General features: G+C 39.1%; 26 protein-coding genes and 4 pseudogenes. 8 read left to right on the top strand and 22 right to left on the bottom strand.

All coding sequences use genetic code 11. The features are described 5' to 3' along the window. Window position 1 precedes the first annotated feature (1 nt). From IPK31_22135 to trxA, 4 genes are all read right to left on the bottom strand, one after another. Window positions 2-169, bottom strand: a complete 168-nt coding sequence (locus tag IPK31_22135; GenBank protein ID MBK8090368.1) for a pyridoxamine 5'-phosphate oxidase family protein — start codon at window positions 167-169, stop codon at window positions 2-4. Between the two features lie 130 nt (window positions 170-299). After that, the gene (locus tag IPK31_22130; protein MBK8090367.1) at window positions 300-869 is read right to left on the bottom strand and encodes a hypothetical protein; all 570 of its coding nucleotides are present in this window, start codon (window positions 867-869) and stop codon (window positions 300-302) included. 9 nt (window positions 870-878) lie between these two features. After that, the gene (locus tag IPK31_22125; GenBank protein MBK8090366.1) at window positions 879-1,970 is read right to left on the bottom strand and encodes a Na/Pi cotransporter family protein; all 1,092 of its coding nucleotides are present in this window, start codon (window positions 1,968-1,970) and stop codon (window positions 879-881) included. Between the two features lie 70 nt (window positions 1,971-2,040). Next, the gene (trxA, locus tag IPK31_22120) at window positions 2,041-2,340 is read right to left on the bottom strand and encodes a thioredoxin (protein MBK8090365.1); all 300 of its coding nucleotides are present in this window, start codon (window positions 2,338-2,340) and stop codon (window positions 2,041-2,043) included. Window positions 2,341-2,475: 135 nt separating this feature from the next. Between trxA and IPK31_22115 the strand changes: the two genes are divergently transcribed. The 3 genes from IPK31_22115 (at window position 2,476) to IPK31_22105 (ending at window position 4,123) form a co-directional block, all read left to right on the top strand. Then, a complete protein-coding gene (locus IPK31_22115) occupies window positions 2,476-2,925 on the top strand; it encodes a pyridoxamine 5'-phosphate oxidase family protein (protein MBK8090364.1) in 450 nt (149 codons plus the stop codon). A gap of 17 nt (window positions 2,926-2,942) precedes the next feature. Then, complete coding sequence (locus tag IPK31_22110; GenBank protein MBK8090363.1) at window positions 2,943-3,503, top strand: hypothetical protein; 561 nt, start codon at window positions 2,943-2,945, stop codon at window positions 3,501-3,503. 101 nt (window positions 3,504-3,604) lie between these two features. Further along, on the top strand, window positions 3,605-4,123 hold the full coding sequence (locus IPK31_22105) for a hypothetical protein (protein MBK8090362.1): 519 nt from the start codon (window positions 3,605-3,607) through the stop codon (window positions 4,121-4,123). On the opposite strand, the pseudogene IPK31_22100 reads toward IPK31_22105, so the two are convergent. The 6 genes and pseudogenes from IPK31_22100 to IPK31_22075 all read right to left on the bottom strand — a co-directional run bounded on the left by IPK31_22100 (window position 4,120) and on the right by IPK31_22075 (window position 8,912). After that, a pseudogene (locus IPK31_22100) lies at window positions 4,120-5,129 on the bottom strand (metal-dependent hydrolase). The gene IPK31_22105 and the pseudogene IPK31_22100 overlap by 4 nt on opposite strands. A 53-nt stretch (window positions 5,130-5,182) precedes the next feature. Beyond that, window positions 5,183-6,289, bottom strand: a complete 1,107-nt coding sequence (locus tag IPK31_22095; protein MBK8090361.1) for a hypothetical protein — start codon at window positions 6,287-6,289, stop codon at window positions 5,183-5,185. A 5-nt stretch (window positions 6,290-6,294) separates the two neighbouring features. Beyond that, window positions 6,295-6,456 carry a hypothetical protein gene (locus IPK31_22090; protein MBK8090360.1) on the bottom strand — a complete coding sequence of 54 codons (162 nt, stop codon included), beginning with the start codon at window positions 6,454-6,456 and terminating at the stop codon, window positions 6,295-6,297. A gap of 83 nt (window positions 6,457-6,539) precedes the next feature. After that, a complete protein-coding gene (locus IPK31_22085; protein MBK8090359.1) occupies window positions 6,540-6,749 on the bottom strand; it encodes a DUF2892 domain-containing protein in 210 nt (69 codons plus the stop codon). Between the two features lie 234 nt (window positions 6,750-6,983). Further along, a complete protein-coding gene (locus tag IPK31_22080; GenBank protein MBK8090358.1) occupies window positions 6,984-7,805 on the bottom strand; it encodes a universal stress protein in 822 nt (273 codons plus the stop codon). A gap of 102 nt (window positions 7,806-7,907) precedes the next feature. Continuing rightward, window positions 7,908-8,912, bottom strand: coding sequence for a hypothetical protein (locus IPK31_22075; protein MBK8090357.1), 1,005 nt, complete (start codon window positions 8,910-8,912; stop codon window positions 7,908-7,910). 122 nt (window positions 8,913-9,034) lie between these two features. Here IPK31_22075 and IPK31_22070 point away from each other — a divergent pair, with 122 nt between their 5' ends. Then, on the top strand, window positions 9,035-9,226 hold the full coding sequence (locus IPK31_22070; protein ID MBK8090356.1) for a hypothetical protein: 192 nt from the start codon (window positions 9,035-9,037) through the stop codon (window positions 9,224-9,226). Between the two features lie 38 nt (window positions 9,227-9,264). Then, window positions 9,265-10,092 (top strand): hypothetical protein, encoded by an 828-nt coding sequence (locus tag IPK31_22065; protein ID MBK8090355.1) that lies wholly within the window; start codon window positions 9,265-9,267, stop codon window positions 10,090-10,092. A gap of 124 nt (window positions 10,093-10,216) precedes the next feature. Here IPK31_22065 and IPK31_22060 read toward each other — a convergent pair whose 3' ends face one another. The 5 genes and pseudogenes from IPK31_22060 to IPK31_22040 form a co-directional block, all read right to left on the bottom strand. Continuing rightward, window positions 10,217-10,537 carry a hypothetical protein gene (locus IPK31_22060; protein ID MBK8090354.1) on the bottom strand — a complete coding sequence of 107 codons (321 nt, stop codon included), beginning with the start codon at window positions 10,535-10,537 and terminating at the stop codon, window positions 10,217-10,219. Next, a complete protein-coding gene (locus tag IPK31_22055; GenBank protein MBK8090353.1) occupies window positions 10,534-10,845 on the bottom strand; it encodes a hypothetical protein in 312 nt (103 codons plus the stop codon). Before IPK31_22055 ends, IPK31_22060 begins: the two co-directional genes overlap by 4 nt. A gap of 52 nt (window positions 10,846-10,897) precedes the next feature. Further along, window positions 10,898-11,535, bottom strand: a pseudogene (locus tag IPK31_22050) (phosphoribosyltransferase). A 17-nt stretch (window positions 11,536-11,552) separates the two neighbouring features. Beyond that, window positions 11,553-12,203: a dienelactone hydrolase family protein gene (locus IPK31_22045; protein ID MBK8090352.1), complete on the bottom strand. Its 651-nt coding sequence runs from the start codon at window positions 12,201-12,203 to the stop codon at window positions 11,553-11,555. A 13-nt stretch (window positions 12,204-12,216) separates the two neighbouring features. Next, window positions 12,217-12,735, bottom strand: a complete 519-nt coding sequence (locus tag IPK31_22040; protein MBK8090351.1) for a DUF892 family protein — start codon at window positions 12,733-12,735, stop codon at window positions 12,217-12,219. Between the two features lie 194 nt (window positions 12,736-12,929). On the opposite strand from IPK31_22040, the gene IPK31_22035 reads away from it, so the two are divergent. Genes IPK31_22035 through IPK31_22025 form a run of 3 tightly spaced genes read left to right on the top strand, consistent with a single transcriptional unit; the run spans window position 12,930 to window position 15,011 of the window. Beyond that, a complete protein-coding gene (locus tag IPK31_22035; protein ID MBK8090350.1) occupies window positions 12,930-14,267 on the top strand; it encodes an erythromycin esterase family protein in 1,338 nt (445 codons plus the stop codon). 55 nt (window positions 14,268-14,322) lie between these two features. After that, window positions 14,323-14,508, top strand: a complete 186-nt coding sequence (locus tag IPK31_22030) for a hypothetical protein (GenBank protein MBK8090349.1) — start codon at window positions 14,323-14,325, stop codon at window positions 14,506-14,508. Between the two features lie 23 nt (window positions 14,509-14,531). After that, the gene (locus IPK31_22025; GenBank protein ID MBK8090348.1) at window positions 14,532-15,011 is read left to right on the top strand and encodes a YbhB/YbcL family Raf kinase inhibitor-like protein; all 480 of its coding nucleotides are present in this window, start codon (window positions 14,532-14,534) and stop codon (window positions 15,009-15,011) included. On the opposite strand, the gene IPK31_22020 is transcribed toward IPK31_22025, so the two are convergent. The 7 genes and pseudogenes from IPK31_22020 to IPK31_21990 all read right to left on the bottom strand — a co-directional run bounded on the left by IPK31_22020 (window position 15,012) and on the right by IPK31_21990 (window position 23,683). After that, a complete protein-coding gene (locus tag IPK31_22020) occupies window positions 15,012-15,773 on the bottom strand; it encodes an MCE family protein (GenBank protein ID MBK8090347.1) in 762 nt (253 codons plus the stop codon). Between the two features lie 19 nt (window positions 15,774-15,792). Beyond that, complete coding sequence (locus tag IPK31_22015; protein MBK8090346.1) at window positions 15,793-16,020, bottom strand: MCE family protein; 228 nt, start codon at window positions 16,018-16,020, stop codon at window positions 15,793-15,795. Further along, complete coding sequence (locus IPK31_22010; GenBank protein MBK8090345.1) at window positions 16,020-16,796, bottom strand: ATP-binding cassette domain-containing protein; 777 nt, start codon at window positions 16,794-16,796, stop codon at window positions 16,020-16,022. The genes IPK31_22015 and IPK31_22010 overlap by 1 nt, the downstream gene beginning before the upstream one ends. Window positions 16,797-16,801: 5 nt before the next feature. After that, window positions 16,802-17,572, bottom strand: a complete 771-nt coding sequence (locus tag IPK31_22005) for an ABC transporter permease (GenBank protein ID MBK8090344.1) — start codon at window positions 17,570-17,572, stop codon at window positions 16,802-16,804. Window positions 17,573-17,761: 189 nt separating this feature from the next. Further along, window positions 17,762-19,173 (bottom strand): annotated as a pseudogene (locus tag IPK31_22000) (arylsulfatase). A gap of 36 nt (window positions 19,174-19,209) precedes the next feature. Continuing rightward, entirely contained in the window at window positions 19,210-20,646 is a 1,437-nt protein-coding gene (locus IPK31_21995) for a hypothetical protein (GenBank protein MBK8090343.1), read from the bottom strand. 86 nt (window positions 20,647-20,732) lie between these two features. Next, window positions 20,733-23,683 (bottom strand): annotated as a pseudogene (locus tag IPK31_21990) (DUF4982 domain-containing protein). Between the last annotated feature and the right edge of the window lie 81 nt (window positions 23,684-23,764).

Here is a 23,764-nt window from a genome sequence, read left to right as displayed (position 1 = left end):
ATCATTTTATTTTCATTCCTTCAACGGAGTGGGCAATAATGCTTTTCCCATCGTACACATAATTAACAGGAACAACATATGTTTTCCTGCCGCTGCTGCAACCTATACGGCCCATGTTGTTGTTTTGCAGCAACTCTTCAATCTCTTCGTTGTTTAGTTTGCCCAGCATTTAATAAAATTATGTAACAGCTGCAACAGGAAGTACAATTATAAAGTTAATTCAACATAACACCGGTAAACAATGATTAATGTCAGAAACAGCCACGATTGTTTTTGATATAACTTTTTTAACATCATATTTACCTGATGCTGCCCGGCAGCTCATCAAAAGATTCTGCTTCATTTTCTGTGAGTAAAACATCTTTTGCAGCCAGTATAATTGATTTGTAAGAAGAGTATAATTCTCTGTTGTAATTGATAATAGTGGAAATCTCTGTTTCACTCAGGTTTTGTAAAACATGTTTTTTGTAAAGCTGATTCAACTCTTCCGTATACCTCTGTATCACCTCTTTGTACAATGCCGCCAGTTTGTTGAAAAGCGGCATTCCGTCTTTTTGAAGAAGCAGAGCTAATAATTCTTCATAAAACAGTTTTGTTTTTTCGCTGGTTTCCCGGAATACAGAAAATTTAATGTCATTTGAGGAGTTGCGTAACAGTTCAACATCATGCATGGCATCTTTCATGTTTTTTGCTGCATACATGCCATTTCTTACAGCTGATACAAGTCTGTTGAGGTGTTTAATGTCCGCTTCCTGCCAGTCGGCTGTTTGCAGGTGAACATAAAAGGCGGAGTAAATTTCGCCATGAACATGTTTGATGTACTCATATTTTCTGCAGTATTCATTTTCAGAAAACTGATATGTGTACATATTCCTTTGCTAAAAATCGTTCTGCAGGTTAAATACCTGCAGGCTAAACTGAGTAACGATATAGATAAAACCTGTAGTTTCTTTTTCCATGGCTGCCATTGCCAGCTCCGGCTCAGACAGTTTTACCTTATGAATGAATAATGTGTCATCTTTTTCCCTGGTAAATCTTTTTTCCAAAAAGTTTCCAAATACTCCCAGAAAAGGATAAAATAAAAGGATACCAAAAAAGTTGGCAAATGTCTGGAAGACGACAATTGCTATAACGGGATCAGTTAAGGAAGCGGTTTCTGTAATGAACAGATGAATTGGTTTCAGCACAAAAAAAAAAAGGACTGATGTAATACTGTTGATGAGAAAATTTCCCCATGCAACTCTTTTTTTGGCGGGAAGCCCTCCTGATGACGCAATCAGCAATTTAACAGTGGTGCCAATTTCAGAGCCCAGTGCAATGGCCATGGCAGGTAAGAGGCCAATAGCATTGACGTATAATGCTGAAAGTATTATGGCCATTGTTGCCGAGCTGGATTGTATCAATGATGTTACTGCAATGCCAATTAGCAAAAAAATAAATAAGGGGTATTGATTAAACTGCGAAAGGTCAACTTCCTTCACCAATGCTTCCACCGCATCTTTCATATAATTCAATCCCACAAAAAGAAAACTGAAACCAAACAGGAACTGGCTGAAATTATGCAGCCGGCTTTGCTTACCGGACAGCATCATGGTTAATCCCGCAACTCCTGTAACGGGTAAGGCAAAACTTTCAATGTTAAGCTGAAAACCTGCTGTTGCCACAATCCAGCTGGTTAAAGTTGTGCCGATATTACTGCCCAGCATGACAGCTAACGCATTTTGCATCTGTAGTACACCACTGCCGACAAAAGCAAGGATCATCAGGTTTACAATACTGCTGCTTTGCAGCAATGCTGTTACAACTGCTCCTCCGCCAATTGCTCTTAGTTTATGTGAAGTTTGTTTTTTGAGAAAAAGTTTAAATGAACGTCCGGCAATTTGTTTCAGTGATTTTTCTATAAAATTCATCCCTAATAAAAAAACAGCAACCCCGGCCAGCATTTTCCATATATCGAATTGAAGGTTCATATAAATTTATTCAAGTACTGATATAATAAAAGCCGGAATTGTCCGGCTTTTATTTCATTTGCAGGTTTTGTCAGCTCATGACTGAATCGAGATGCTGTAAAATTTCATGAGCCGGAACTACGCCGCTCTTTCGCCAGATAACATGCCCTTTTTTTATCATCAGTAAAGTGGGAACAGCCTGGATATGATATTGATGGGCAAATCCCGGATTTTTATCAATATCCATTTTCAGAATTGTTACACGATCACCAATTTTTGCTTTTACTTCCTGTAACACAGGAGTCATCATTTTACAGGGGCCGCACCATTCTGCAAAGAAGTCAATAATCACTGGTTTATTACCGTGTATATGTGATTCAAATGTGTTCATGTGTTGAAGTTAATAGTATACTCTTTCAATTGCAATGAGTAAGGTCAACCCGTGGGTTGATGAACATCAGCATAATTGTCTTGCTATCTGGTTAGCTTAGATTACTTCAATTGCTCACCATATTAATCCTGTATTATGCTTGGTCACTTAGATGAACATCAGATGAATAACCTGCTTTCGAGCCAGGTTATCGGAAGACTTGCCTGCAGTGCAGGTGATCAGCCTTATTTAGTTCCTTTAACCTACACCTTTGATGGTTCATATATTTATGGGCAAACAAAAGAAGGAATGAAACTGGATGTGTTGCGAAAAAATCCGAATGTTTGTTTTGAGGTGGATCAGATGACAGATATGGCTAACTGGCAAAGCGTTATTGTTCTGGGCGTATTTGAAGAGCTAACCGGAGAAGAAGCTGAAAAAGCCAGGCATATTTTGTATAACCGTGTATTTCCAATGAAAACCAGTTCTACTGTTCATACCCACGAGCATCATGTAGAAAGTGAAATCAGCGATGCAGAACGAATTAAACCCATTGTGTACAGGATAAAGATCAAAGAAAAATCAGGACGGTTTGAAAAAAGATAAATGTTAACTTGAGATGAATGTCATCCGGTAAACAACTTTTTGTTTCTTCAGCTTACAGCTCTCACAACAGGGTTCAGCTTATACGTGGAGGAAGCGAATATTTTTCACTATTACTTGAGTTGATTGATAAAGCTCAGCAAAGCATCCATTTACAAACCTATATTTTTGAAGAGGATGAAACCGGTAAACAGGTAGCTACGGCATTGATAAAAGCAGCACAAAAAGGAGTGAAGGTGTACCTGTTGCTCGATGGATATGCATCCCAGGATCTCAGCAAAGAATTTATTCACCAGTTAAAGAGCAGCGGTGTTTTTTTTCGCTGGTTTGAACCCATTTTCAGAAGCCCCTATTTTTATTTTGGACGGAGACTTCATCATAAGTTAGTTGTAACAGATGCAATGCATAGCCTGGTTGGTGGTGTTAATATCAGCAATCGATATAATGATATGCCCGGCGAAAAGGCATGGCTTGATTGGGCATTGTACAGTGAGGGTGAAGTAAGTGCAGAGCTGTTCAATCTCTGTGTAGATTGCTGGAATAAATCGGGTTGGGGAAAAGAAATACCAGGTGCTGAATGAAGATGAAGTTGTAAAAACACATTCAAATGAATGCTTGGTAAGGGTGAGGGGCGTAACGATTGGGTAGAGGTAAAACCAGATCAGCAGAAGTTATTTCGGAAATGTTTACGAAAGCTGAGTCGCATATCACCATGATGTCAAGTTATTTCTTACCGGGAAGACCATTCAGGAAAAATATGGCGAATGCTGTAAAGAGAGGAGTGAAGATAAAAGTGATTGCTGCAGGACCAAGTGATGTAGCTACAGCCAAACATGCGGAGCGGTATTTATACAGATGGATGTTTAAAAACAATATAGAACTATACGAGTATCAGCCAAATATTCTGCATGGCAAATTAAGTACTTATGATTCGAAGTTTGTAACGGTTGGTTCATACAATGTAAATAATATCAGTGCCTATGCAAGTGTTGAATTGAACCTTGATGTACAGAACAGTTCTTTTGCAAAACAGGTAGAGCAAACACTGGAAGAAATTATTGCTGCTGATTGTAAACTCATTACCGAAAAAGAGTTTGAGCTTCACAATACATTCATTAAACGTGTATGGCAAAAGTTCTGTTATGAAATGATCAGGTTTGTATTTTACCTGTTTACCTTTTATTTTAAACAGCGTAACTAATTCCCTTTAATACGGTTGAACAGAAATTTTGCTGCATCCCAATCCCAGCCGGTAAAGCGGCCACGCTGCACAACCAGTTTATTCTCATCAGGATGCTGAAGGAAGTAATGAAATACAAACCGTTCTCTTGGATTTTGCCAGCCAAGGATTTGTCCAAACCGCAGATCATTGAACACCAGTGTATCATTCCATTTTCAACTGTATAAAACTGTTGTGAAAAACGGATAAGTTTTTGCAGGTCTTCATGATCACTAACAGGTTTCAGCAAAGAATCATTTCTGGGAAAGTATTCAAAACTCATAGTTGGCTTTGAATCAAAAACAGAACGGAAGCCAACATAATATCCTGTATCATTTCCAGCCACTACAAACCATAACCAGTTGTTAAGCGGAGTAGGAGTGGTGAAATACCTGGCATGTGCAATATGCTGTTTGGCAAAGATTTCTTTCACCTCACGGTTGATGTTTATTTTATTGAAGCTGCAATAGCCGAGATAAATAAGAGGAAGAAACAGGCCAAACTTCCACCAGAACTTTCTTGTGCGATTGAAACGATGAAGGGTAGCCAGCATCAGCAGTGCAATACCCGGCCAGATAGAAAAGAAAATATCGGCTACATAAATTGTGTTGAAGGAAAATCTTTGATGGGTGAATTGTTCTAGCCAGCCGATACCATATTTATTAAATACATCAAGGAATAAATGAAGAAAAACTTCTGCTGCAAAAAAGAGAATCCATTTTTTGAAGGAGATATTATGTGGCCTGTGAATTCTGTCGGCCGTCATTGCAAACACAGGAACAATGAGCAGTGCAAATAAAATGGAATGTGTAAAACCACGGTGGGCCAGCAGGTCTTCGGAAGTGTTCATCCAGATGGATGAAATAAAATCAATATCAGGAATGCTTTGAGCCAACGCTCCCCAGAGCATTGCTTTTTTTCCGAAACCTTTTTCAAAAAATGCTTCACCAACGCAGGCGCCGATGGCTATGTGGGTAATTGAATCCATACATTGCTAAGTTACTGATTCATTCTGTTGCAATACGTTCAATTGTTACAGTCTTACTTTTTTTCAGGAACATCCTTATTATACACAATGCCTGTGATGGTAACTTTCAGCCATGTATAATCACCGGCCTTTAATTTCCATGTTACTTCACATTGCGATGGAATACGAATGTCATTAAATACTGTATAGCTTTTGCAGCTGATGAGCCATTTTTCCAATCTCGTATTTTTATTGGCAACATAATAACGGTCAGCTTCAAAACTCAGCATGTCGCCATCATTGTTAAAGATAAATACACCAGATGCTGTGATGCCGCCATAACTCATAGTTGCTTTTGCTGAAACAGAATCAACAGCTTCCCAATGAATATGCTTGCTTAATGCTGCGGAAGGAAACCAGCATATTTCTGCCAGGTACCTGAGCATTGATCCCTGGTCAATTTCTTTTCCCTTTGCATTAACAACAGGGAACAGGCTGTAAGCCTTGATGAGCATATGGCCTTTGCCATTTTCATATTTATCTCTTCCAGTCATCAGCAGAACGGGAGATGGACGAATCGTTGTTCGCCAGTTAAATGAAGGTTTGTCTGTGGTAAAATATTGTTCTGCAGTAAACGGTATCAAGCTGCCATTTTGTTTGGTCGTCATTTCACCGGTTTGTTGCAAAGAAATCTGTTGTATGTTTTCTCTGCCAACTACACCTGATCGGCGGAGCCATTTTTGTACAACTGGTGGCAATGGTGTAAGCATTTGTTGTGTAAGGATGGTATTGTTTGCTGAACCGGGTTGCGGCAACATTTGCTTTACTTCAGCAGTATAAGTCCTCTTCATTTGCCAACTTGCTGTGGCAATTATTAAAGGTATCAGAATAATCAGGTTTGCAACTGTACCCATTTTTGCAACTTTCCAAAATATAAAAATCAATGTTTGCGAAATAATAAGTGCAGGAATGGCAACCATCCACCAACCTTCTTTTCCCAGCATATAAAAAATTGCCACTGTTATAAAATGAATGGCAGCTATTAGCCACAAGCTGCCAACGGGTTTTGAAACAGATTTCGTTAACTGAGGAAAATTTCCGTAGCCGTATGTTTTGGCATAGCCTATTAAATGAATCAGCCCATGAATTGCAATAACCAGGGCCAGCAAATACTTGAGCATTTTCTTCAGAATTTGATTTTTCTTTTTCTCATTTCTTCTTTCAGCTTCTCAGACATTTCTCTGCAACTGCAATTTTTTGCATGTTCAAGATGCCAGGCAATCCGTTGCTCAAGAGTTGCTTTTTCGGGCATACGGTTTTTCAGATGCCATTCTTTGTTCAGTTTCATGGCAGGGCAATTTGTTTAAATAAACGGCTATTTACGTTCTTCTTTGCATATAAACTAACGGGAAGCTTGTCTTTTATTTTGTATCAGTTTCTTTTTGCCGGGCAGCTGCTGATGCCAAACAAAGTGTACAACGGACAAAAGCCTGCAGTACCTGTTACAGCAAATACTGTTGCAAAAGCAAGCATAACAATACCCCATGTGCCGGTAACCATATTCTGAAACCAAAGCAGTGCCAGGATACCTGCAACACTTAAGCGGATGATTCTGTCAGTATTACCCATATTCTTTTTCATGAGATGAGTTTTTTATTGTGAAGAATAATCTGTTGTTTACAGAAGTCTGAAGTAAGAAATAAAATGATACATGACTTAGTACATTTTAATTAAGTGTAAGAAACAGTATAAACATAACAGGAAAGGAGCTTCCGGCCAATGATGCATATAAAGCAGGTGCATGACCCTCATCATTGGGAAAAAAGAAAGGGCCAGTTAAAAAACCAGCCCGTTGAAACAATAACCAACCAAAAGTTAACGATGTGTGATAAACACAGGCAGATGATGATCTGCTATTACATCGGATATAAAGCTTTTTTTAATCAATTGAGAAACACCTGACCGGCCAAATGCTCCGGAAACCAGTAATGCTCCTTTTCTGTTGCCCATCCAGGTACCAAAGAATTTCTTTGGTGGCATATCCAGCTTCATCATTGTTAAGTCGCTGTAATGCCTTGCAGTCAATTCTTCAATGTTCGACTGTTTGGGAAACTCGTTCTTTCCATCTTCACGTGCATAAACCAACAAGGCTGGCTTTTTGCTCATTTCAGGGAACAGGTAAGCAAACTGTTTAATGGCGTATACTGATGAACCAGTTCCGTCATAACTGAGAATAATTGTTTCAGGGAAATCATATGTTTCCGGTACAACCAGCACCGGGCATTCTGAACCGTGCAACACATCCTGCAGGTATTCATTGAGCTTACCGCCCAGATTCTTGTAAAAGACCTCACTGCCAATAATCAGCAAATCTGCAAATCTTGTTTCCTCTTTCAACTCAGGCAGTGCAAAATCAAAATCATCTTCATGCACCCTGTATTCCATTCCATGTTTCTGGCAAAGCATTTCAAACTTTGCAATGTTTGCCTTCATCAGTTCCGTGTCTGTTCCTTCAACAAGTGGAATAAACATCGGACCACTCATACCGTCAGCATAACTCCAGAGGTTAGCGGCTTGTGCCTGTGGCAAGAAGGCACCGGTAACCAGTACAGGTTCCATTTCATTTAGCTTCCGGGCAAATTCAAAAGCACCGGTTGAGAAATGAGTTCCATCAAAAGCCAATAATATCTTTTTCATATAATGCCTTTTGAGAGTTCAAAATTCATACTTTATGGCATAAATGAAAATGACAGGCAGCAGTTAATGACATGATCAAAATCAGGAAAAAAATTCTGAAACTCAGGCAATTCGGGCTTTTTCAATTTCGCCGCTATCAAGCCTTGTTTCAGGAGATATGTAGTGCAGGTCTAAAAACCGGTACATATCCTCTTCTGTATTGCCGGCAAGCCATTTCCCTGCTGAGTCAAAAATGCCGTATTCATTGATTTTGAAGCCACGTTCCCTGGCCATTGTTCTAAGTTTTATATTGTGCTCTTTTGATCCGGTAAAGTATAACATAGCAGCTCCGAATTCACGGTCATCAACAATCCGGATGTCAACCTGCACCTGTTTTTTTTTGATAAGTACGCTGGCTTTTGTTCTTCCGGCAGCTAAAACCCTTTCAACCAGAGGGAGCGAAATGAATTTACGGATGATTTTTCTCCGGTCTTTTGCATCAGCAGTAATTACAATATCTATATCACCGATTGTTTCTTTCTTCCTGCGTAAGCTGCCCGCCAGTTCGGCTCTGTGGATTTCCGGAATTTTCTTTAATTCCGAGAGGATTGTTTTCCCAATTACTTCTGCATCTTTCAATAAGATCCTTTTCTGCCCGTCTTTTCCAAGCTTCAGTGCTTTGATCATATTTTCAATTCTGGCAGAACCAAATCCTTTGATATGTTTGAGTTTGCCTTTTTTTATTGCATCTATCAGTTCATCACGGCTGCTGATCTGTAAATTTTCATGCAGGCTTTTCAGCGTAGCCGGACCAAACCCGGTTATATTCATTAACTCCAGAAGGTCAAAGGGAACCTGTTTCCGTAAATTTTCATATGCTTTTATTTTTCCTGTACGCAGGTACTCAATGATTTTTTCTGCAATGCTTTCTCCAATGCCGCCAAGTTTGTCGAGTGTTTTGATATCTGTTGCATAGAGGGTAATATCCTCAGTCATATTGTGCAGCATTTTAGCCACATTTTCATAAGCAATGGCACGAAAGCGTTCTTCCTTTCCAAGATAGCTGTAGCAATCGGCCATACTGTGAAAGATCATCGAAAGCTTCAGATTATTTTCAGGATGGTTCATTTACTCTTACAAAGTACTGAAAGCGTTTGGTGCTTCTTTATGTTCAGCATCAAAGGAATCGGTGATGAATGTCATAGTTTAAGAACATTAATTCGGATAGCTTAGGGAATAAATGAAATTGTATGAACACAAATATTGATTCCGAAATACGTGAAGTAATGGAAGCTCTGCACTACAGGCCTTCTGTTTCAGTTATTATTCCATTTGTGCCGAAAATAAACCTGGAAACAGAGTTGAAATATGCCTTTAAAATTGCAACGGATAAAGTTGAACAGGAATTATTGACAATTATCCTGCAGAAATTTCTGCCCTGATACTGCAAAAGCTGAGTGGGGTTATTAAAAATGTAAAAGTGGATAAAAACAAAAAAGGAATTGCAGTTTATGTTTCTCCTGTGTTTGAAAGGGTTTTGTACCTGGATGTAGCAGTGGAAGCAAAGATCATCATTGATGAATCGTTTGAAATACGGGATCTTGTATACAGCAAAAAACAACTGCATAAATATCTTGTATTGCTGCTGAGCGGTAAGGAAAGCCGGATGTATTTTGGCAATAACGGCGATTTTATGCGGATCATTTCTGATCAGCCGGAAACAATAGATGCATATGAAAATGAAGCACCGGAACGGGTAGCTAATTTTTCTGATGTATCAGACCGTAAAGAAATCCTGCTTTATAAATTTCTTCATCATATTGACAGTTCACTTGATGTTGTGCTGAATGAATATCATTTGCCTGTATTTGTGATGGGCGCTGAAAAACTGCTGGGGCAGTTTAAACAGATTACAAAGCATCAAAAAGCAGTGGCAGCATATATCCACGGTAATTATGAAGAAAGCACAATCACTCAGTTGAAAGAATTGCTGCAGTCATTTGTTGATGAGTGGAAAAAAGGAAAACAGAAAGAACTGATGAATAAAATTGATGCAGCTGCCGGGAAAAAGAAACTGGCTGTTGGTATCAAAGAAGTATGGCGTGATGCGATGCAGAATAAAGGTCAGCTGCTGGTAGTGGAAAAGAATTTTATGTATGCTGCCCAGCGTGGAGGTGTTGAAGATGTGCTGTATGACGTAACCGGTTCTGCCAATCAGTTTTCTGTTATCAAAGATGCGGTAGATGATGTACTGGAAAAGTACTGGCCAATGGTGGTGATGTGGAGTTTACCGATGAAGGAGTTTTAGAAAACTATCTGCATATTGTGCTGATCAATTATTATTAGGAGAACAAGTAAAGGCAGGAAACTTGAAATATTTTAATCGTTTCAAGTTTCCTGCTTTGTTTCCAATTCCTGTTTTTTTGTTAAGCTTATTTCAGCAAAACATTATGCTTCACCATATCACCAATAATCAACTGCCCGTATTCATGACCCAGGCTTTCTGAATTGGAAGGATCGAATGAACGGGTTTGTACTGAGTAAACCAGTGTTTGCTGACTCATATCATAAAAATTACTTTCCCAGAAATACCTGGTATCAGTTACATAATATCCGGGTTCATAAATCCTTCGGTTCAAGGTTCCGTAATAGCCCCAAAAACGGTTATAGTAAAAACCATAGGGAGAATAATAAGTATGTCCGGGTACATAATTTTTTTCTTTCTGTTTGTCAAGTAGTACAATGGTGATCACCGCTTCAATTCCGCTTTCTTTAATTTTGAAATAGCTGCGGCTTCTTCCATATCAGCAAATGCTTTTGGCCCGTATTCGCTCAGCGAACTCACGGCGTTATATCCCATATCTTTCAGATCGTTTACCAGGTGTGTTTCCATTTTTTCCTGAAGGCTCCTGTCCGCATCCCTGATAAGACCCAATACAAGTATTTTATTATAATGTTTGGGAACAACATTATTTGCTTTCCACGTGCTGGTAATTTTTGTAGTGGTACAACTCATTAGTATGGCAATGAGAATTACAGCAATGAAGTTTATCTTTTTCATAAAGGTTCCATTTAAAGAGCTGAGAAATTCCTGTTTCCTGTTTGCGGGTTTATTAACCGGCTTTTTTCCATTCCCGTAATTTTTCGAGATAGTATTTTACTTCCTCATCGTTTACCTGCTCAAAATCTTCATAAAAAGCACCCACACCATAAAATTCTCCCGGGATTATTACAGCTATTACCTGGTCAGCGTGGTGCGAAAGTTTTTGAACAGAATTAGCTGTTGCAACAGGTGCAGCTATGATGATTTTTGCCGGTTTACTTTTACGCAGCACATTTACAGTAGCCAGTAAAGTGTTGCCTGTAGCAATACCATCATCAATTACAATAACGGTTTTTCCTTTCAGGTCTTCCGGTTTTTCGTTGCCCATGAATTTTACATACATTTCTTTGAGCTTGGTTTGTACCTGTTCTATTTCTGTGTGGAGATACTCATCTGAAACATCTGCATGTGGCACAATAAAATAGTCGTTAATACTTGCTGCCCCAATAGCATATTCTTTATTCATGGGGTGTCCAATTTTTTTGTAAGAATAAGTTCCAGCGGAAATCCCAATTCTCTGGCCACAGCAAAAGCAACGGGTACACCACCTCTTGGTACGGCTAAAACGATCGCAGGATCGTTCTGAAATCCTCTCAATTTGGCCGATAACTGTAATCCGGCATCTATCCTGTTTTTAAAGTAAATCATAATGTTACAATTAATGGTTATGCATTTACTGTATGCAGATATTTTTCAAACCAATCTGCTGCAAATCCTGATACGATTTCCATTTTACCGGGTTCTTCAAACAGGTGTGTAGCGCCTTCCACTATTTCAAACTTCTTATCACAGGTTAACTCTTCATAGGCTTCCTCATTGAGCAGCAATACTTCATAATCGAGACTGCCAACAATGAAAAGAGTTGGGGCTTTCACTTTATGAAGGTCTCTGCCAGCGAGATCAGGTCTGCCACCTCTTGAAACCACTGCATCTATATGAGGTAATTTCACTGCTGCTTTTAATGCAGAAGCAGCTCCTGTGCTTGCCCCAAAAAATCCAATACCGCAGTTTTTTGCTGCAGGTTGTTTCGCCAGCCATTTTACTGCATCACATAATCTTTCTGTTAAGAGATTAATATCGAAACGATTTTGATAATTCGCATCTTCTTCTCTTGTCAGTAAATCAAATAAAAGTGTTCCGAAATTATTTTCGTGAAGAGAGGCTGCTACCATCCGGTTGCGTGCACTGAACCTGCTGCTGCCACTACCATGTGAAAAAATTACAATCCCTTCTGCTGTACTGGGAATTATCAGTTCACCATTAAGGGATACTTTTCCCGCAGGAATAAGTACATCATGATGAAAACGGAAACCCATTTTTACTTTTTTATCAGGGTAAAGAAATCGGAAATTTTGCTTTAGCATTAATTTCAAATTTTGCTAATTGTGTCAACCTGTCATCAATCTGCTTTTCACTTATTTCGGCTTCATGAAAGAAAGCTGCTGTTTTTTCCAGTTCAAGCATATTGGAAAAGGCTGCTGCAGTTCCGTATGCACTGATCTTGAAATGATTGATGGTTTGAATACTTGACAATAAGCAGGCATCTGCTACTTCTTTATCTGTGCACATCGCCAGCTTTTCCCTGGTTTCTTCAATGTATGTGCGCATTACTGCATTGGTGAGTGCAAGTGAAATAATATTCTCCTCTTCAATAATTAATTCAAGTTTTTCGAGGTGCTGATGAATATAATCCAGGTATTTCTGTAATATATTTTTCAGCATTTCGGAATTGGCTTTGCTGATCCATTCAGGTAACACATGTGTTAACTGAATTTCTGCACTGGAGAATTTGCTGGCTTCATAATCCAGCAGGTTGTGCAGGGTGGTAATGGTTGTGCCGGGTGTCATAATGATAATTTTTTACTTATCTAAATTTATTCTTATTCATTGCCGATTCCTATGATCTGCATCAAACAATGGCTTGATTTAACTCATTGGAATGGGTAGTGAAATGGGGTTACTTTAATAAGTTCCTTTTGCCTGATCTGCAATAGGTATAAATGAGCGTGAAATCTGCCTGTTTAACGGATAAATAAAAAACGATGAAACACTATTTTACTAAAAAAGCTGATTTTGATGAGGCGGAAATAGTTAACAGTATAAAGCATTTGAGTTATTCTCTGAGCAACGAAAATGATTTGGGGCCGCTGTTTAAGCGCATTGGCGATTCACGTATTGTTATGCTGGGTGAAGCATCGCACGGAACACACGAATATTATACCTGGCGTAATTATATTACCAGGAAACTGGTAGAAGACAAGGGATTTAATTTTATTGCAGTGGAGGGTGACTGGCCCGATTGTTACAGGGTTAACCGCTTCATTAAAGGTTACGATGTTGAGAATAAATCTTCTTTCAAAGTGTTGCATGCATTCAACCGCTGGCCTACCTGGATGTGGGCCAACTGGGAAACAGTATCGCTGACAGACTGGCTTCGAAAGCACAATGAAAATTTACCAGCCAATAAAAAAGCAGGCTTTTACGGATTGGATGTTTACAGTTTATGGGAAAGTATGGAAAGCATTATGCAGTATTTAAAAAAAACAGATATAGCCACGTATAAAATAGCTGAAGAAGCCTTTCGCTGTTTTGAACCTTACAGGATAGATGAGGGCAGGGCTTACGCATCCGCCGTTCGTTTTGTCCCGGAGTTATGTGAAAATGAAGTTGTACATCTGCTGAAAGCGATCAGGCTGAAATTGCCGCAGTACAATACAGATCATGAAAATGTTTTTAATGCTGAGCAGAATGCAATGATTGCTGTAAATGCAGAAAGATATTACAGGGCCATGGTGCAGGGTGGGCCTCATAGCTGGAATGTAAGAGACAGGCATATGGCAGATACACTGAACCGCCTGTTGAAATTTCATGGAGAACATTCAAAAGTAATTGTATGGGAACACAACACACATATCGGTGATGCAAGAGCAACAGATATGGCAGATGAAGGAATGTATAATACAGGAGAACTTGTTCGTTTGCAACATCAGGATAAAGGTGTTGTACTTGTTGGGTTTGGATCATACAAAGGATCTGTTATTGCAGGACAAAATTGGGGCGCTCCCATGCATGCAGTGCAAATGCCCGAAGCTGTAAAAGGAAGCTGGGAATATTTACTGCATGCAGCAGGGAAGGAGAATAAATTATTGCTGATGGAAGATTTTTCTTCAAATGATCAGTTAATGGAAAACCATATCGGTCACCGGGCTATTGGAGTTGTATATCAGCCGCAATATGAAAAGTATGGAAATTATGTGCCAAGTATTTTACCGTTGCGATATGATGCATTTATTTACCTCGATGAAACAAGGGCTTTGTATCCTTTGCATATTACGCATGATACACATCAGGTTCCGGAAACTTATCCGTTTGGTGTTTAGGAGTGAAATGAATATAATAATCAGTGTTTTTTCTTAACAGATAAAACAGTAAATCATGCCAAAGAAAGATCCTTCAATTAAACCAAACCCAACTCCACATCCCGAAATAAGGCCTGAAGCCGATCCTTCTTCTATGCCTGCAATTCCTTTATTGCCTGAAGAAGAATCTGACATTATTCCTGATGAGGATTTGTTTGAAACACCATTGTATGAAGAGCCTGAACCAGGCGAAGGGCCATAAACATTCTGGAAAAATAAAAAATTATGAAACACGAAACAAAAGAAGTGGATTATAAATTATTAAGAGTAACCAGTACTGTGTTTAATGAAAATGAATTAATCCCTTCTTATTATACCTGCGATGGAATAAATGTAAATCCACCATTAGATATTGAAGATATTCCTGAGGAAGCAAAATGTCTTTCTGTTATTGTTGATGACCCTGATGCGCCAATACATACATGGTCGCACTGGCTGGTATGGAATATTCCGGTTACACATCATATTAAGGAAAATTGTGTTCTGGGTACAGAAGGTCTGAATGATTTTCTGCAACATCATTATTCCGGTCCCTGCCCGCCTTCCGGTATACACCGATACTTTTTTAAAGTATATGCACTGAATGAGTTGTTAAACCTGTCTTCAGAAACGAAAAAGATTCAGCTTGAAAAAGCAATGAGTGAGTATATCATTGGTTTTGGAGAAATGATTGGATTGTATAAAAGAAATAACGAGAAACACTGATCAGTTTGTTTTTGCCTGCTTCTTTTTTTCCTCTGCTTTCTTTTGCTGTTCCAAACGCCGGAAGTAACCCCTAAAAAGAAAATTGTTTTTTAAGGCTTCCATATTTTCATTGAAGCCGGCTGTGCCTTTTTCAATATTGCTTAAACTGTTGTTTAGTTTCAGCACCAGAACAGAATCTTTCAGCATTGCATTGACCGGACCCTTTCCTTCATTAATTTCTTTTTTCACAGAAAGGGAAATATTGTTTAACTCAATAGCCAGCAGGTCTGCATTATCGCTTACCAGTTTTATTTTTTCAATAGCACTGTTAAGATTGTAAGCGATGGCTGTATCGGATATTATTTTGCCAAGAGATCCCTTCCCGGTTTTTACATCTGCAATGATGCCCTGCATATTTTTCACCATCTGATCGGCATTAACTGTTGCTCTGCGGATATTATTAAGCGAAGCGGTAAGATTTGCGGGCAGGGTTTCATTTTCAAGCACCCCCCACAAGGCTTTGCTGTTGTTAATCCGCTCAACGGTATTTTTCAATTCTTCTGAAATGATGGCAATATTCCTGTTTGTTTTATCCAGGGTTGACAGCATCTCTTCTGTAGAAATTGTTTTTTTTGTAACCAGCATATCGCCATCGTTTGCTAAGGGAGAACCATCTTTTGCAGGGGTGATGTTAAGCAGCCTGTTACCCATTAATCCATCGGTGCTGATGCTTACATGGTCGTTCAAATGAATGAATTTCTTCATCTTTTCTTCAATCAGCATCGTTACTTCAATCAGTGTATCATTCAGGATTTTTTACTTTTTTTACAGTTCCAACCTGGATACCTGAGTAACGGATATTATTGCCGGGAGTAAGGCCCTGTGTATTTTCAAATCTTGCATAGAGGGTATAATTGCGGCTGAAAAGATTGGTGTCTCTGCCAATCAGGTACAATGCAATAATGAGTGCAACTAATCCTGCCAGTACAAAAAAGCCCAGTTTAATATTGTTGATCGTTTGCTTTGCCATTATTCAAAAAATTGTTTCACTTTTGGATCGTTGTTTTTCTTCAGCTCTTCAAAGGAGCCTTCTGCATAACATTTGCCATCAATCAGCATTACAATTCTGTCGGCTGTCATGTGTATGCAGCTCATATCATGCGATATAATAATTGCTGAAGTATTGTATTTTTCTCCCAGTTCAACTATCAGCTTATTAATTTCTTTTCCGGTGATGGGATCAAGACCGGTGGTAGGTTCATCGTATAACATAATCTCAGGATTAAGGATCAATGTTCTTGCCAGTGCAATCCGTTTCCGCATCCCTCCCGATAGTTCAGCCGGCATCATGTCAACCGTATGTGCAAGGCCAACGTTGCCCAATACTTCCATTACTTTATGATTGGTTTCTTCAGCTGATACCTGAATCCAGTGCCGGCGCAGTGGAAATTCAAGATTCTCTCTCACTGTCATTGAATCATACAGGGCATTGCTCTGAAAAAGAAATCCCACTTTAGCCCGCATAATATCAAGTTCCTTACTGTTCATTTCGATAATGCTGTTATCTAACACGGTGATTTCTCCCTGGTCAGCTTCCAGCAAACCGATGATACATTTAATTAAAACTGATTTTCCGGAACCTGATTTTCCCAGCACAACAACATTCTCTCCTTTATAAAGTGTAAAATTGAAATCAATCAGCACATTGTTTTTTCCAAATGATTTGTACAGATGTGAAATACTGATAACAGGATCAGCTGTCCTGATTTTTGTTTGATTTGTTTTTATGTCAGATTCGTACAGCATGTTGTTTAGTTGATTCCCAACAGATCGGTTATCTGTACAACAATCAGGTCAATGATGAACACCAGTACAGAGCTTAATACTACAGCTGAATTGGCTGATCGCCCAACACCTTCTGTTCCTTTGCTTGAATTGTAACCTTTGTAACATCCAATCAATCCAACAGCAAAACCAAAGAAAAAAGTTTTAATCAATGCCGGAACAAAATCGCTGAACGATAATCCGTCAAACACCAGTTTAAAGAAAAGGCTGAAACTTGTTGTGCCACGTATGTTTACTCCAATATAAGAACCGTATAATGAAACAGCATCGCTCAAGAGAACCAGCACCGGCAGCATAAATGTTGTAGCCAGCACTCTTGTTACAACGAGGTATTTAAAAGGATTGGTACCACTTACTTCCATGGCATCGATCTGCTCTGTTACTTTCATGCTGCCGAGTTCTGCGCCAATACTGCTGCCAATTTTACCGGCAAATATCAATGCTGTAATTACAGGACCGATTTCTCTTATAATAGCGATGCCCACCATTTCGGGTAACTGACTTTCTACACCATAGTCTAATAAAGCAGGACGCAGCTGCATGGTTAATACCAGACCCATGATAAAGCCGGTAAGAGCCACCAGGGGCAGCGACTTGTAGCCTATAATAAAACATTGTCTGAAGAATTCTGAAAACTCATAGCGTGGCCGTAAGGCCTGTGAGAAGAAGCGACCTGCAAACCGGGATGTATCACCGGTCTCATTCAGAAATTTCTTTATCGTGAGAGATAAAGCCATTTTGGTAGTCTTAAATCAAAGTTATGTTATCTGTAATGCTGTGAAATGAAGACTGTCATGCAATGGCTTGATACATATCAGAATTAGCGGCAATACTGCTCTTAAAAAGCTGCAGGAAGGAGGATTCGCAGATTTCAATCTGAGATTTCCGGTAATAGGCGATAAGATGCACTATCATTTAAGAAACATCTATTGAGCGAGCTCAGCCTTGAGTAATGGCCAGTCTTTATTTGCGGTATGGGCCTGCTTCATAAGCTGAGTAATCTTTTTACTACCGCCGGATTTTTAGAAGCCACATTATTTTGTTCAGATGGGTCAACAGATAAATCATAAAGTTCAATTGGCGCATTCCCGTCCTTACCAACATTTAACCGTACACCTTTCCAGTTGCCCCAGCGTACTGCCTGCCGGCCATTGTTTTCATGAAATTCCCAATAGAAATAACTGTGCGTTTTTTGTTTCCCTTTATTCAACAATAAAGGAATGAGTGAGAAACCATCAACATTATCTTTTATGTTTACTCCCGCCAGTTGCAGGAATGTGGGATAGATATCCCAAAGTGCAGCCGGTTGTTCAGTAACAGCAGGTTTTATTTTTCCGGGCCAGTAAGCGATGAAGGGAACTCTGATGCCGCCTTCATATAAATCACGTTTAATTCCTTTAAAAATTCCACTGCTGTTGAAAAATACAGGATCGCCGCCATTTTCTTTATGTGGCCCGTTATCACTGGTGAATATGATCAGTGTATTTTCTGCAAGACCTTTTTCTTTTAATGTTTTTACAATTTCACCCACATATAAATCGAGTCGGCCAATCATTGCAGCAAACTGTGCATGCGGATATGGCTCCGGTTTCATATTGTGTGGTCTTGTTTTCAATGCTTCTCCGGTAAGTGGCTGTTCATTGAATTTCTGTTTGTAGTAGTAATATAAAGTGTCATGCGGACCAATTACATCACCATGTGGTAAAGTGTAAGGAAGATAGATGAAGAATGGTTTGCCTGCTGACTGTTTGATGTAGTCAATCGCCTGTTGATGTATCAACGCAGCAGAATAAATAGAATCATAGGTTTTATTGACAGACAGATCAATCTTTTCATAATTCTTCCAGAGAGAGGGTGGAAAATAATCATGTGCAAGACTTTGATCATTGTATCCGTAAAAAAGATCGAATCCTTTTTTGTTGGGATCGCCGCTGTTTTGGTTAAAGCCCAATCCCCATTTGCCAAATGCTGCTGTTGCATAACCATTTTGCTGCAGATAGTTTGCAAAGGTTATGGTTGATGCTGATAATGGCATTTGTCCTTCGGGTGGAAATGGTTTATTACCTCTTATAACAGTGTGCCCGGTATGCAAACCAGTTAACAGTGAAGCACGTGAAGGTCCACATACAGTTGTGCCTGCATAAAACTGGTTGAACTTAATACCATTTTTTGCAAGCAGATTAATATTAGGTGTTTCAATTTTCTGTTGGCCATAGCATCCGATTTCGCCATAACCAAGATCATCAGCAAAAATGAAAATGATATTCGGTTTTTGTGCAAGTGTATTTGAAACAACTAACAGGCCGAAGGCAAACACTATTAAAAAAGAGGTTCTCATTTGTAATTTATTTACTGATCGTTATGTAAAGCTATTTCAGTTACTTAATGTAACCTTCATTAATCCCATTTCCTTCTTATTTGTAAAAGGAATGATGAACGAGTTTTCGTCGGCAGTTTGCAGTAAAGAAAGCATAAAATCGAAACGGTCGTAAACCCGGATCGGTAGTGTATTAAAATTTCCTTTGTCACCTGGCGATACTAAAAGCAATCCTTTCTTTTTTGCTGCGAGTTCCTCTACCACCAAAAGACAGGCCGTATTTTTCAATATGAATTGTGCATGGGGGGAGGGATGTATTTTGTAATAGTTACCATTGTTTTTTACAACACTGTCTTTTGCCTTTTCCAGCCGGTTATTCAGTAGTGTCATAAGAACGGCCGTTGGGGCAGTGCCATAATCGTTGTTGTAGTAATAATAATTTTCAATTGAAGCTTCTATTGGATAAAACTCAGGTGGCCTGGTTACTCTTGTTGGCATTAAAGTACTTGTACTTGTGCCAAAGTTTTTTTGTGAATACGAGAAACTCATCCATCCATAAGTATTCGCTTTCTCAACAATAAAAGCTGTTACAGCATTGTTACGAAAGATGTTTGGAATGGTTTGTACCGGGCTTAGCTCATTTAATGTGCTGCTGAGTCTTACCATAAACAATCCCGGCCTTACACCTCTGTACCCTGCAGGAGTGGTAAGCATTGAGTAAATGAAAATGGTTGAGTCGCTGATATTGTACCGGAGCGCAGGATTATAATAAACATATTTACCGCTTTCAAACTGTTTTGAAAGCTGTGTTCCTCTTAACAGGTCTGCTTTCATAACGGTAAGAGTATTTTTTAAATCCTCGTCCTTGCTGTTTTTTAAAATCAACAGCTGCTTTTTTTGAAGGGTCACTTCTTTTAACTCATCATAAGATGCATTAAAAGGAAATAACACCTGTGCTGAAATAGCAGCACCCGACTCAGGGTTTAATTTAACAACAGTAGTTCTTATTTTTTTTACGGGATGCAGGTAGGTGTGCGAAACCAGGAACATGCTGTCTTCGTTATTAAATAACTGGTAGGTGGCGGTGCTTCTGTTCCATAAGGAATCGGCTGGTTTGTTCAGCAGTGCCGAAATGTCGCTGGATACACCATCCCTGTTTATTTTAAGGAGTTGATGGCGGGAAGGTTTCAATGTGTGTGCATATAAAACATAGTAGTCTTTCAATTTCAGCAGGCGTATATCACAGTTTTCTGTAATTCGAATGTTTAATTCTTTGGTACTTTGTAATTGCAGCTGGTTGTTGAATATATAAACCACCGGCTTTTTTATGTTACTGAAGTAAATAAGATGATGAAACCCGTTTATGTTTGCCAGTAATTGCAAGGTGCCGGCACCGGGAGTTCTGAACACACTTTTACTGTATTGTATTTTTTGTGCTGAAGCGAGTGTGCAGCACAAAAACAGTAAAACAGAAAGCAACCGATATTTTTTCATATGTCTGAAACAATGGCTTTTCAAAGTAACCGGATATTTGAGAAATACCTGTTAATCATTTGGTAATAGTTGAATGCTTAATCTGCTTATTGCTTCACTGATTCATAAATCTCCACTTCAATAATACTTAAACGCCCTTTGCTGTTGGCGTCGTTTCTGGTAACACCATCATCTAATTTTTTGCCCGATACTTCTGTAGTTGTTTCGCCGGTTAAACTGCTTGATTTCAGTAATTCAATTCTTACCTTTTTTCCGGTTGTTCTTTTGCAAACAATATTGCAGTAACCAAGACCTGTTGCTGTATTACCTGAAAACACTTCCTGTCCGTCAACTGAAATGCGGATGGGATAAGAGCGACTGCGAAAATTATTCAGCTTTAAGTTTACTTCGCTGATAACAGCCGGTTTGTCTAATTCATATTCAATCCATGCAGTTGAAAGATTTCCATCATTGTACCAATCAGTCATTTCGTTGTCATCATAACTTGCAAAAGCACTGTCACTTTTTGATCCTGCTGTTGCTTTCACAATCGTAAGTGCTTTTCTTTTTTGTGTGAATGATGGTGTGAGTGGAGTAGGACCACGTTCAAGGTTGCCTGTTAAACCAAATGAAGGTAATTGTTTGCTGAGTCCATTACTGACAACCACGGCCGATGAATGCAATTGCAAAGATGTTGCTGTTAATCCATCAGCAGTTGCAATAAGTTTTATCAATCCCGGTTTTGTTGTAGAGCGGATAAGAATACGATTAACACCACACTCAACAGGTAATTCTTTCGACAGAATATAATTGTTAGCCCCCTGTGCCATACCACCTCTCCATTCTGCTTCACCTTCCAGTTTAAAGTTAATCATGTTCATTGCAATGGGGCAGCGGTTCCCATTTGCATCAACCACTTCCACTCCTACCAATGCAACATCATGTCCATTTGCCTGCATTCCTTTTGGATGAGTAACAGATGTTAAACGCAATGCAACCGCACACCTGCGGTTTTTTTCTCAGTAGTGCAAAGCTGTTTTCCTTGTTCATCATATCCAATGGCTTTGATTGTTCCTTTCTGCCATTGTATTTTTTTAAATGTATACAGGAAGTCATGACTTTTTTCTCCAAACCCCAATGACTTGCCATTTATAAACAACTCCACTTTATCAGCCGATGAAATCACAAACATATCTTTTACAATTGAATCGCTGTAATTCCAATGACCAATAATGTGGATACCATGCTTTTCTACATCAACCCATCCATTCCACATTACCTGGTGGGCATAAAAATTTTCTTTAATGATGCGTAATGCATCCACTTCGCCACTTCTTCTGAAATTTTCAGCACCACGATGATGTGTATTTGTTTCGGAGAAAACAATATTCACTCCACCTGAACTTACTCTTTTCCCGGTGCCCGGCCTTTCTCTCCAGAAATCATACCAACGGATTACATTTTCAACAGCATGCGATTCCTGGTTGCGGTTGTATATTTTCGCCGGTTGATTATTATGCAAAGGACCATCGCCATCCTTATGATAAGGTGGTGAATAATCATCCCAGTATTTACGCAAACCTTCATCTCTTGAATATTCCATGGCCCATACAGGAAACGTTGCACTCTTATTTACATATAACATCTCACCACCGTACTCTGCTTCCTTACTGTCGAGCATTTCTCTGCTGCCAATTGCACGGCCACCAAAAGGATCATATTGATCACGGATGGCTTTCATTTCTTTCATGTGCGGTTCACTGATGCTTTCATTACCACATTCATAAAAGATAATGCTTGGATTATTGCGGTTATAAATAATGGCATCACGCATTACAGCTTTGCGCTGCTCCCAACGTACACCTGTTACATCTTTTTCTGCATCACCTGCCGGCATTGCCTGCATTAATCCAACACGGTCGCAACTTTCAATATCCTGTTTCCATGGGGTGATGTGCATCCAGCGAACAAGGTTGCCATTGCTTTTAATCATGAGGTTATTGCTGTAATCGCTCAGCCACGCAGGGATACTCATGCCAACTGCCGGCCATTCATTTGAAGTGCGTTGTGCATAGCCATGCACCTGTATTACACGATCGTTCAAATAAATCATACCGTCTTTAAATTCAGTTTTACGAAAGCCTGTTTTTGTATTGACGATATCAACGGCTTTCCCGTTGATGATGAGTGAAGTTTCTACATCATATAAATAACCATAACCCCAGCTCCAGAAATTCAAATTGTTTGTAAGTGAAGAAGCAGTAACTGTTTTTGTTTCTCCCTTCGGAATGGTAACCGGAGTAGATGAAAATGTATTGACAACTTTCCCTTCCCTGTCTTTAACGGTTACTTTATATAAAACGCTTTGCTGTTTGCCAGATTCATTTTTTATTTCTGATGAAGCAACAATAACTGCTGTTCTTTTTTTGATGTTGAAATCTTTGGCGTAGATGTATGTGCCTGTAGTGCCAAGATTTAAATTCAATGGTAATGTTTGATAAACAGTGCTTGCAACATGCAGGAATACATTCTTGCTGAGGCCGCCATAGTTAGCATTGAAATTTTTATCGATCCATTGGTATTTTGTTTTGGTTGCTTCTTCTCTGTAATCCCAGCTGTTATCAGTTCTTACAGCAATGATGTTTTCTTCATTGCCATATTTCAGCAAACTGCTGATGTCGAAACCAAATGCGGTTACGCCATTCTCATGCATACCAACATACTGTCCATTTACATAAATCTTTGCAGCCTGTCGTACACCTTCAAATTCAATAAAAACTTTTTGACCTTTTGCAGTTAGCGGAAGTTTGAAATGTTTCCTGTACCAGGCAATACCTGTATTGAGATTAACGATGTCTTTTTGAAAAGCATCATCTTCATTCCAGGCATAAGGAAGAGTTACAGCTTTCCATTTTGAATCATCAAAGCCGGGCAGTATCGCAGATGAGTCAACACCTTTAAATACTTTCCATGCAGGGTTGAAATTATACTTTGTTCGTTGGGCATGTATATTCAATGTTGTAAAAAGAACAACAGCAATCAGCAATATTCGTTTCATGTGTTCATTTTTGTTGCCTTTTTGGCCACATAGTATATCCACAAAAATTATCACCGTGCCTGTTCGGCAGGCAGGTCGCTG

The organism is Chitinophagaceae bacterium, assembly GCA_016713085.1.
Classification (GTDB): Bacteria; Bacteroidota; Bacteroidia; order Chitinophagales; family Chitinophagaceae; genus Lacibacter.
This window is presented reverse-complemented; position numbering and strand designations above follow the sequence as displayed.

Coding starts and splice junctions, on each gene's coding strand:
- IPK31_22135 (MBK8090368.1), bottom strand. CDS start 169: ATGCTGGGCAAACTAAACAACGAAGAGATTGAAGAGTTGCTGCAAAAC.
- IPK31_22130 (MBK8090367.1), bottom strand. CDS start 869: ATGTACACATATCAGTTTTCTGAAAATGAATACTGCAGAAAATATGAG.
- IPK31_22125 (MBK8090366.1), bottom strand. CDS start 1,970: ATGAACCTTCAATTCGATATATGGAAAATGCTGGCCGGGGTTGCTGTT.
- trxA (MBK8090365.1), bottom strand. CDS start 2,340: ATGAACACATTTGAATCACATATACACGGTAATAAACCAGTGATTATT.
- IPK31_22115 (MBK8090364.1), top strand. CDS start 2,476: ATGCTTGGTCACTTAGATGAACATCAGATGAATAACCTGCTTTCGAGC.
- IPK31_22110 (MBK8090363.1), top strand. CDS start 2,943: ATGTCATCCGGTAAACAACTTTTTGTTTCTTCAGCTTACAGCTCTCAC.
- IPK31_22105 (MBK8090362.1), top strand. CDS start 3,605: ATGTTTACGAAAGCTGAGTCGCATATCACCATGATGTCAAGTTATTTC.
- IPK31_22095 (MBK8090361.1), bottom strand. CDS start 6,289: ATGCTCAAGTATTTGCTGGCCCTGGTTATTGCAATTCATGGGCTGATT.
- IPK31_22090 (MBK8090360.1), bottom strand. CDS start 6,456: ATGAAACTGAACAAAGAATGGCATCTGAAAAACCGTATGCCCGAAAAA.
- IPK31_22085 (MBK8090359.1), bottom strand. CDS start 6,749: ATGAAAAAGAATATGGGTAATACTGACAGAATCATCCGCTTAAGTGTT.
- IPK31_22080 (MBK8090358.1), bottom strand. CDS start 7,805: ATGAAAAAGATATTATTGGCTTTTGATGGAACTCATTTCTCAACCGGT.
- IPK31_22075 (MBK8090357.1), bottom strand. CDS start 8,912: ATGAACCATCCTGAAAATAATCTGAAGCTTTCGATGATCTTTCACAGT.
- IPK31_22070 (MBK8090356.1), top strand. CDS start 9,035: ATGAACACAAATATTGATTCCGAAATACGTGAAGTAATGGAAGCTCTG.
- IPK31_22055 (MBK8090353.1), bottom strand. CDS start 10,845: ATGAAAAAGATAAACTTCATTGCTGTAATTCTCATTGCCATACTAATG.
- IPK31_22045 (MBK8090352.1), bottom strand. CDS start 12,203: ATGGGTTTCCGTTTTCATCATGATGTACTTATTCCTGCGGGAAAAGTA.
- IPK31_22040 (MBK8090351.1), bottom strand. CDS start 12,735: ATGACACCCGGCACAACCATTACCACCCTGCACAACCTGCTGGATTAT.
- IPK31_22035 (MBK8090350.1), top strand. CDS start 12,930: ATGAAACACTATTTTACTAAAAAAGCTGATTTTGATGAGGCGGAAATA.
- IPK31_22030 (MBK8090349.1), top strand. CDS start 14,323: ATGCCAAAGAAAGATCCTTCAATTAAACCAAACCCAACTCCACATCCC.
- IPK31_22025 (MBK8090348.1), top strand. CDS start 14,532: ATGAAACACGAAACAAAAGAAGTGGATTATAAATTATTAAGAGTAACC.
- IPK31_22020 (MBK8090347.1), bottom strand. CDS start 15,773: ATGCTGATTGAAGAAAAGATGAAGAAATTCATTCATTTGAACGACCAT.
- IPK31_22015 (MBK8090346.1), bottom strand. CDS start 16,020: ATGGCAAAGCAAACGATCAACAATATTAAACTGGGCTTTTTTGTACTG.
- IPK31_22010 (MBK8090345.1), bottom strand. CDS start 16,796: ATGCTGTACGAATCTGACATAAAAACAAATCAAACAAAAATCAGGACA.
- IPK31_22005 (MBK8090344.1), bottom strand. CDS start 17,572: ATGGCTTTATCTCTCACGATAAAGAAATTTCTGAATGAGACCGGTGAT.
- IPK31_21995 (MBK8090343.1), bottom strand. CDS start 20,646: ATGAAAAAATATCGGTTGCTTTCTGTTTTACTGTTTTTGTGCTGCACA.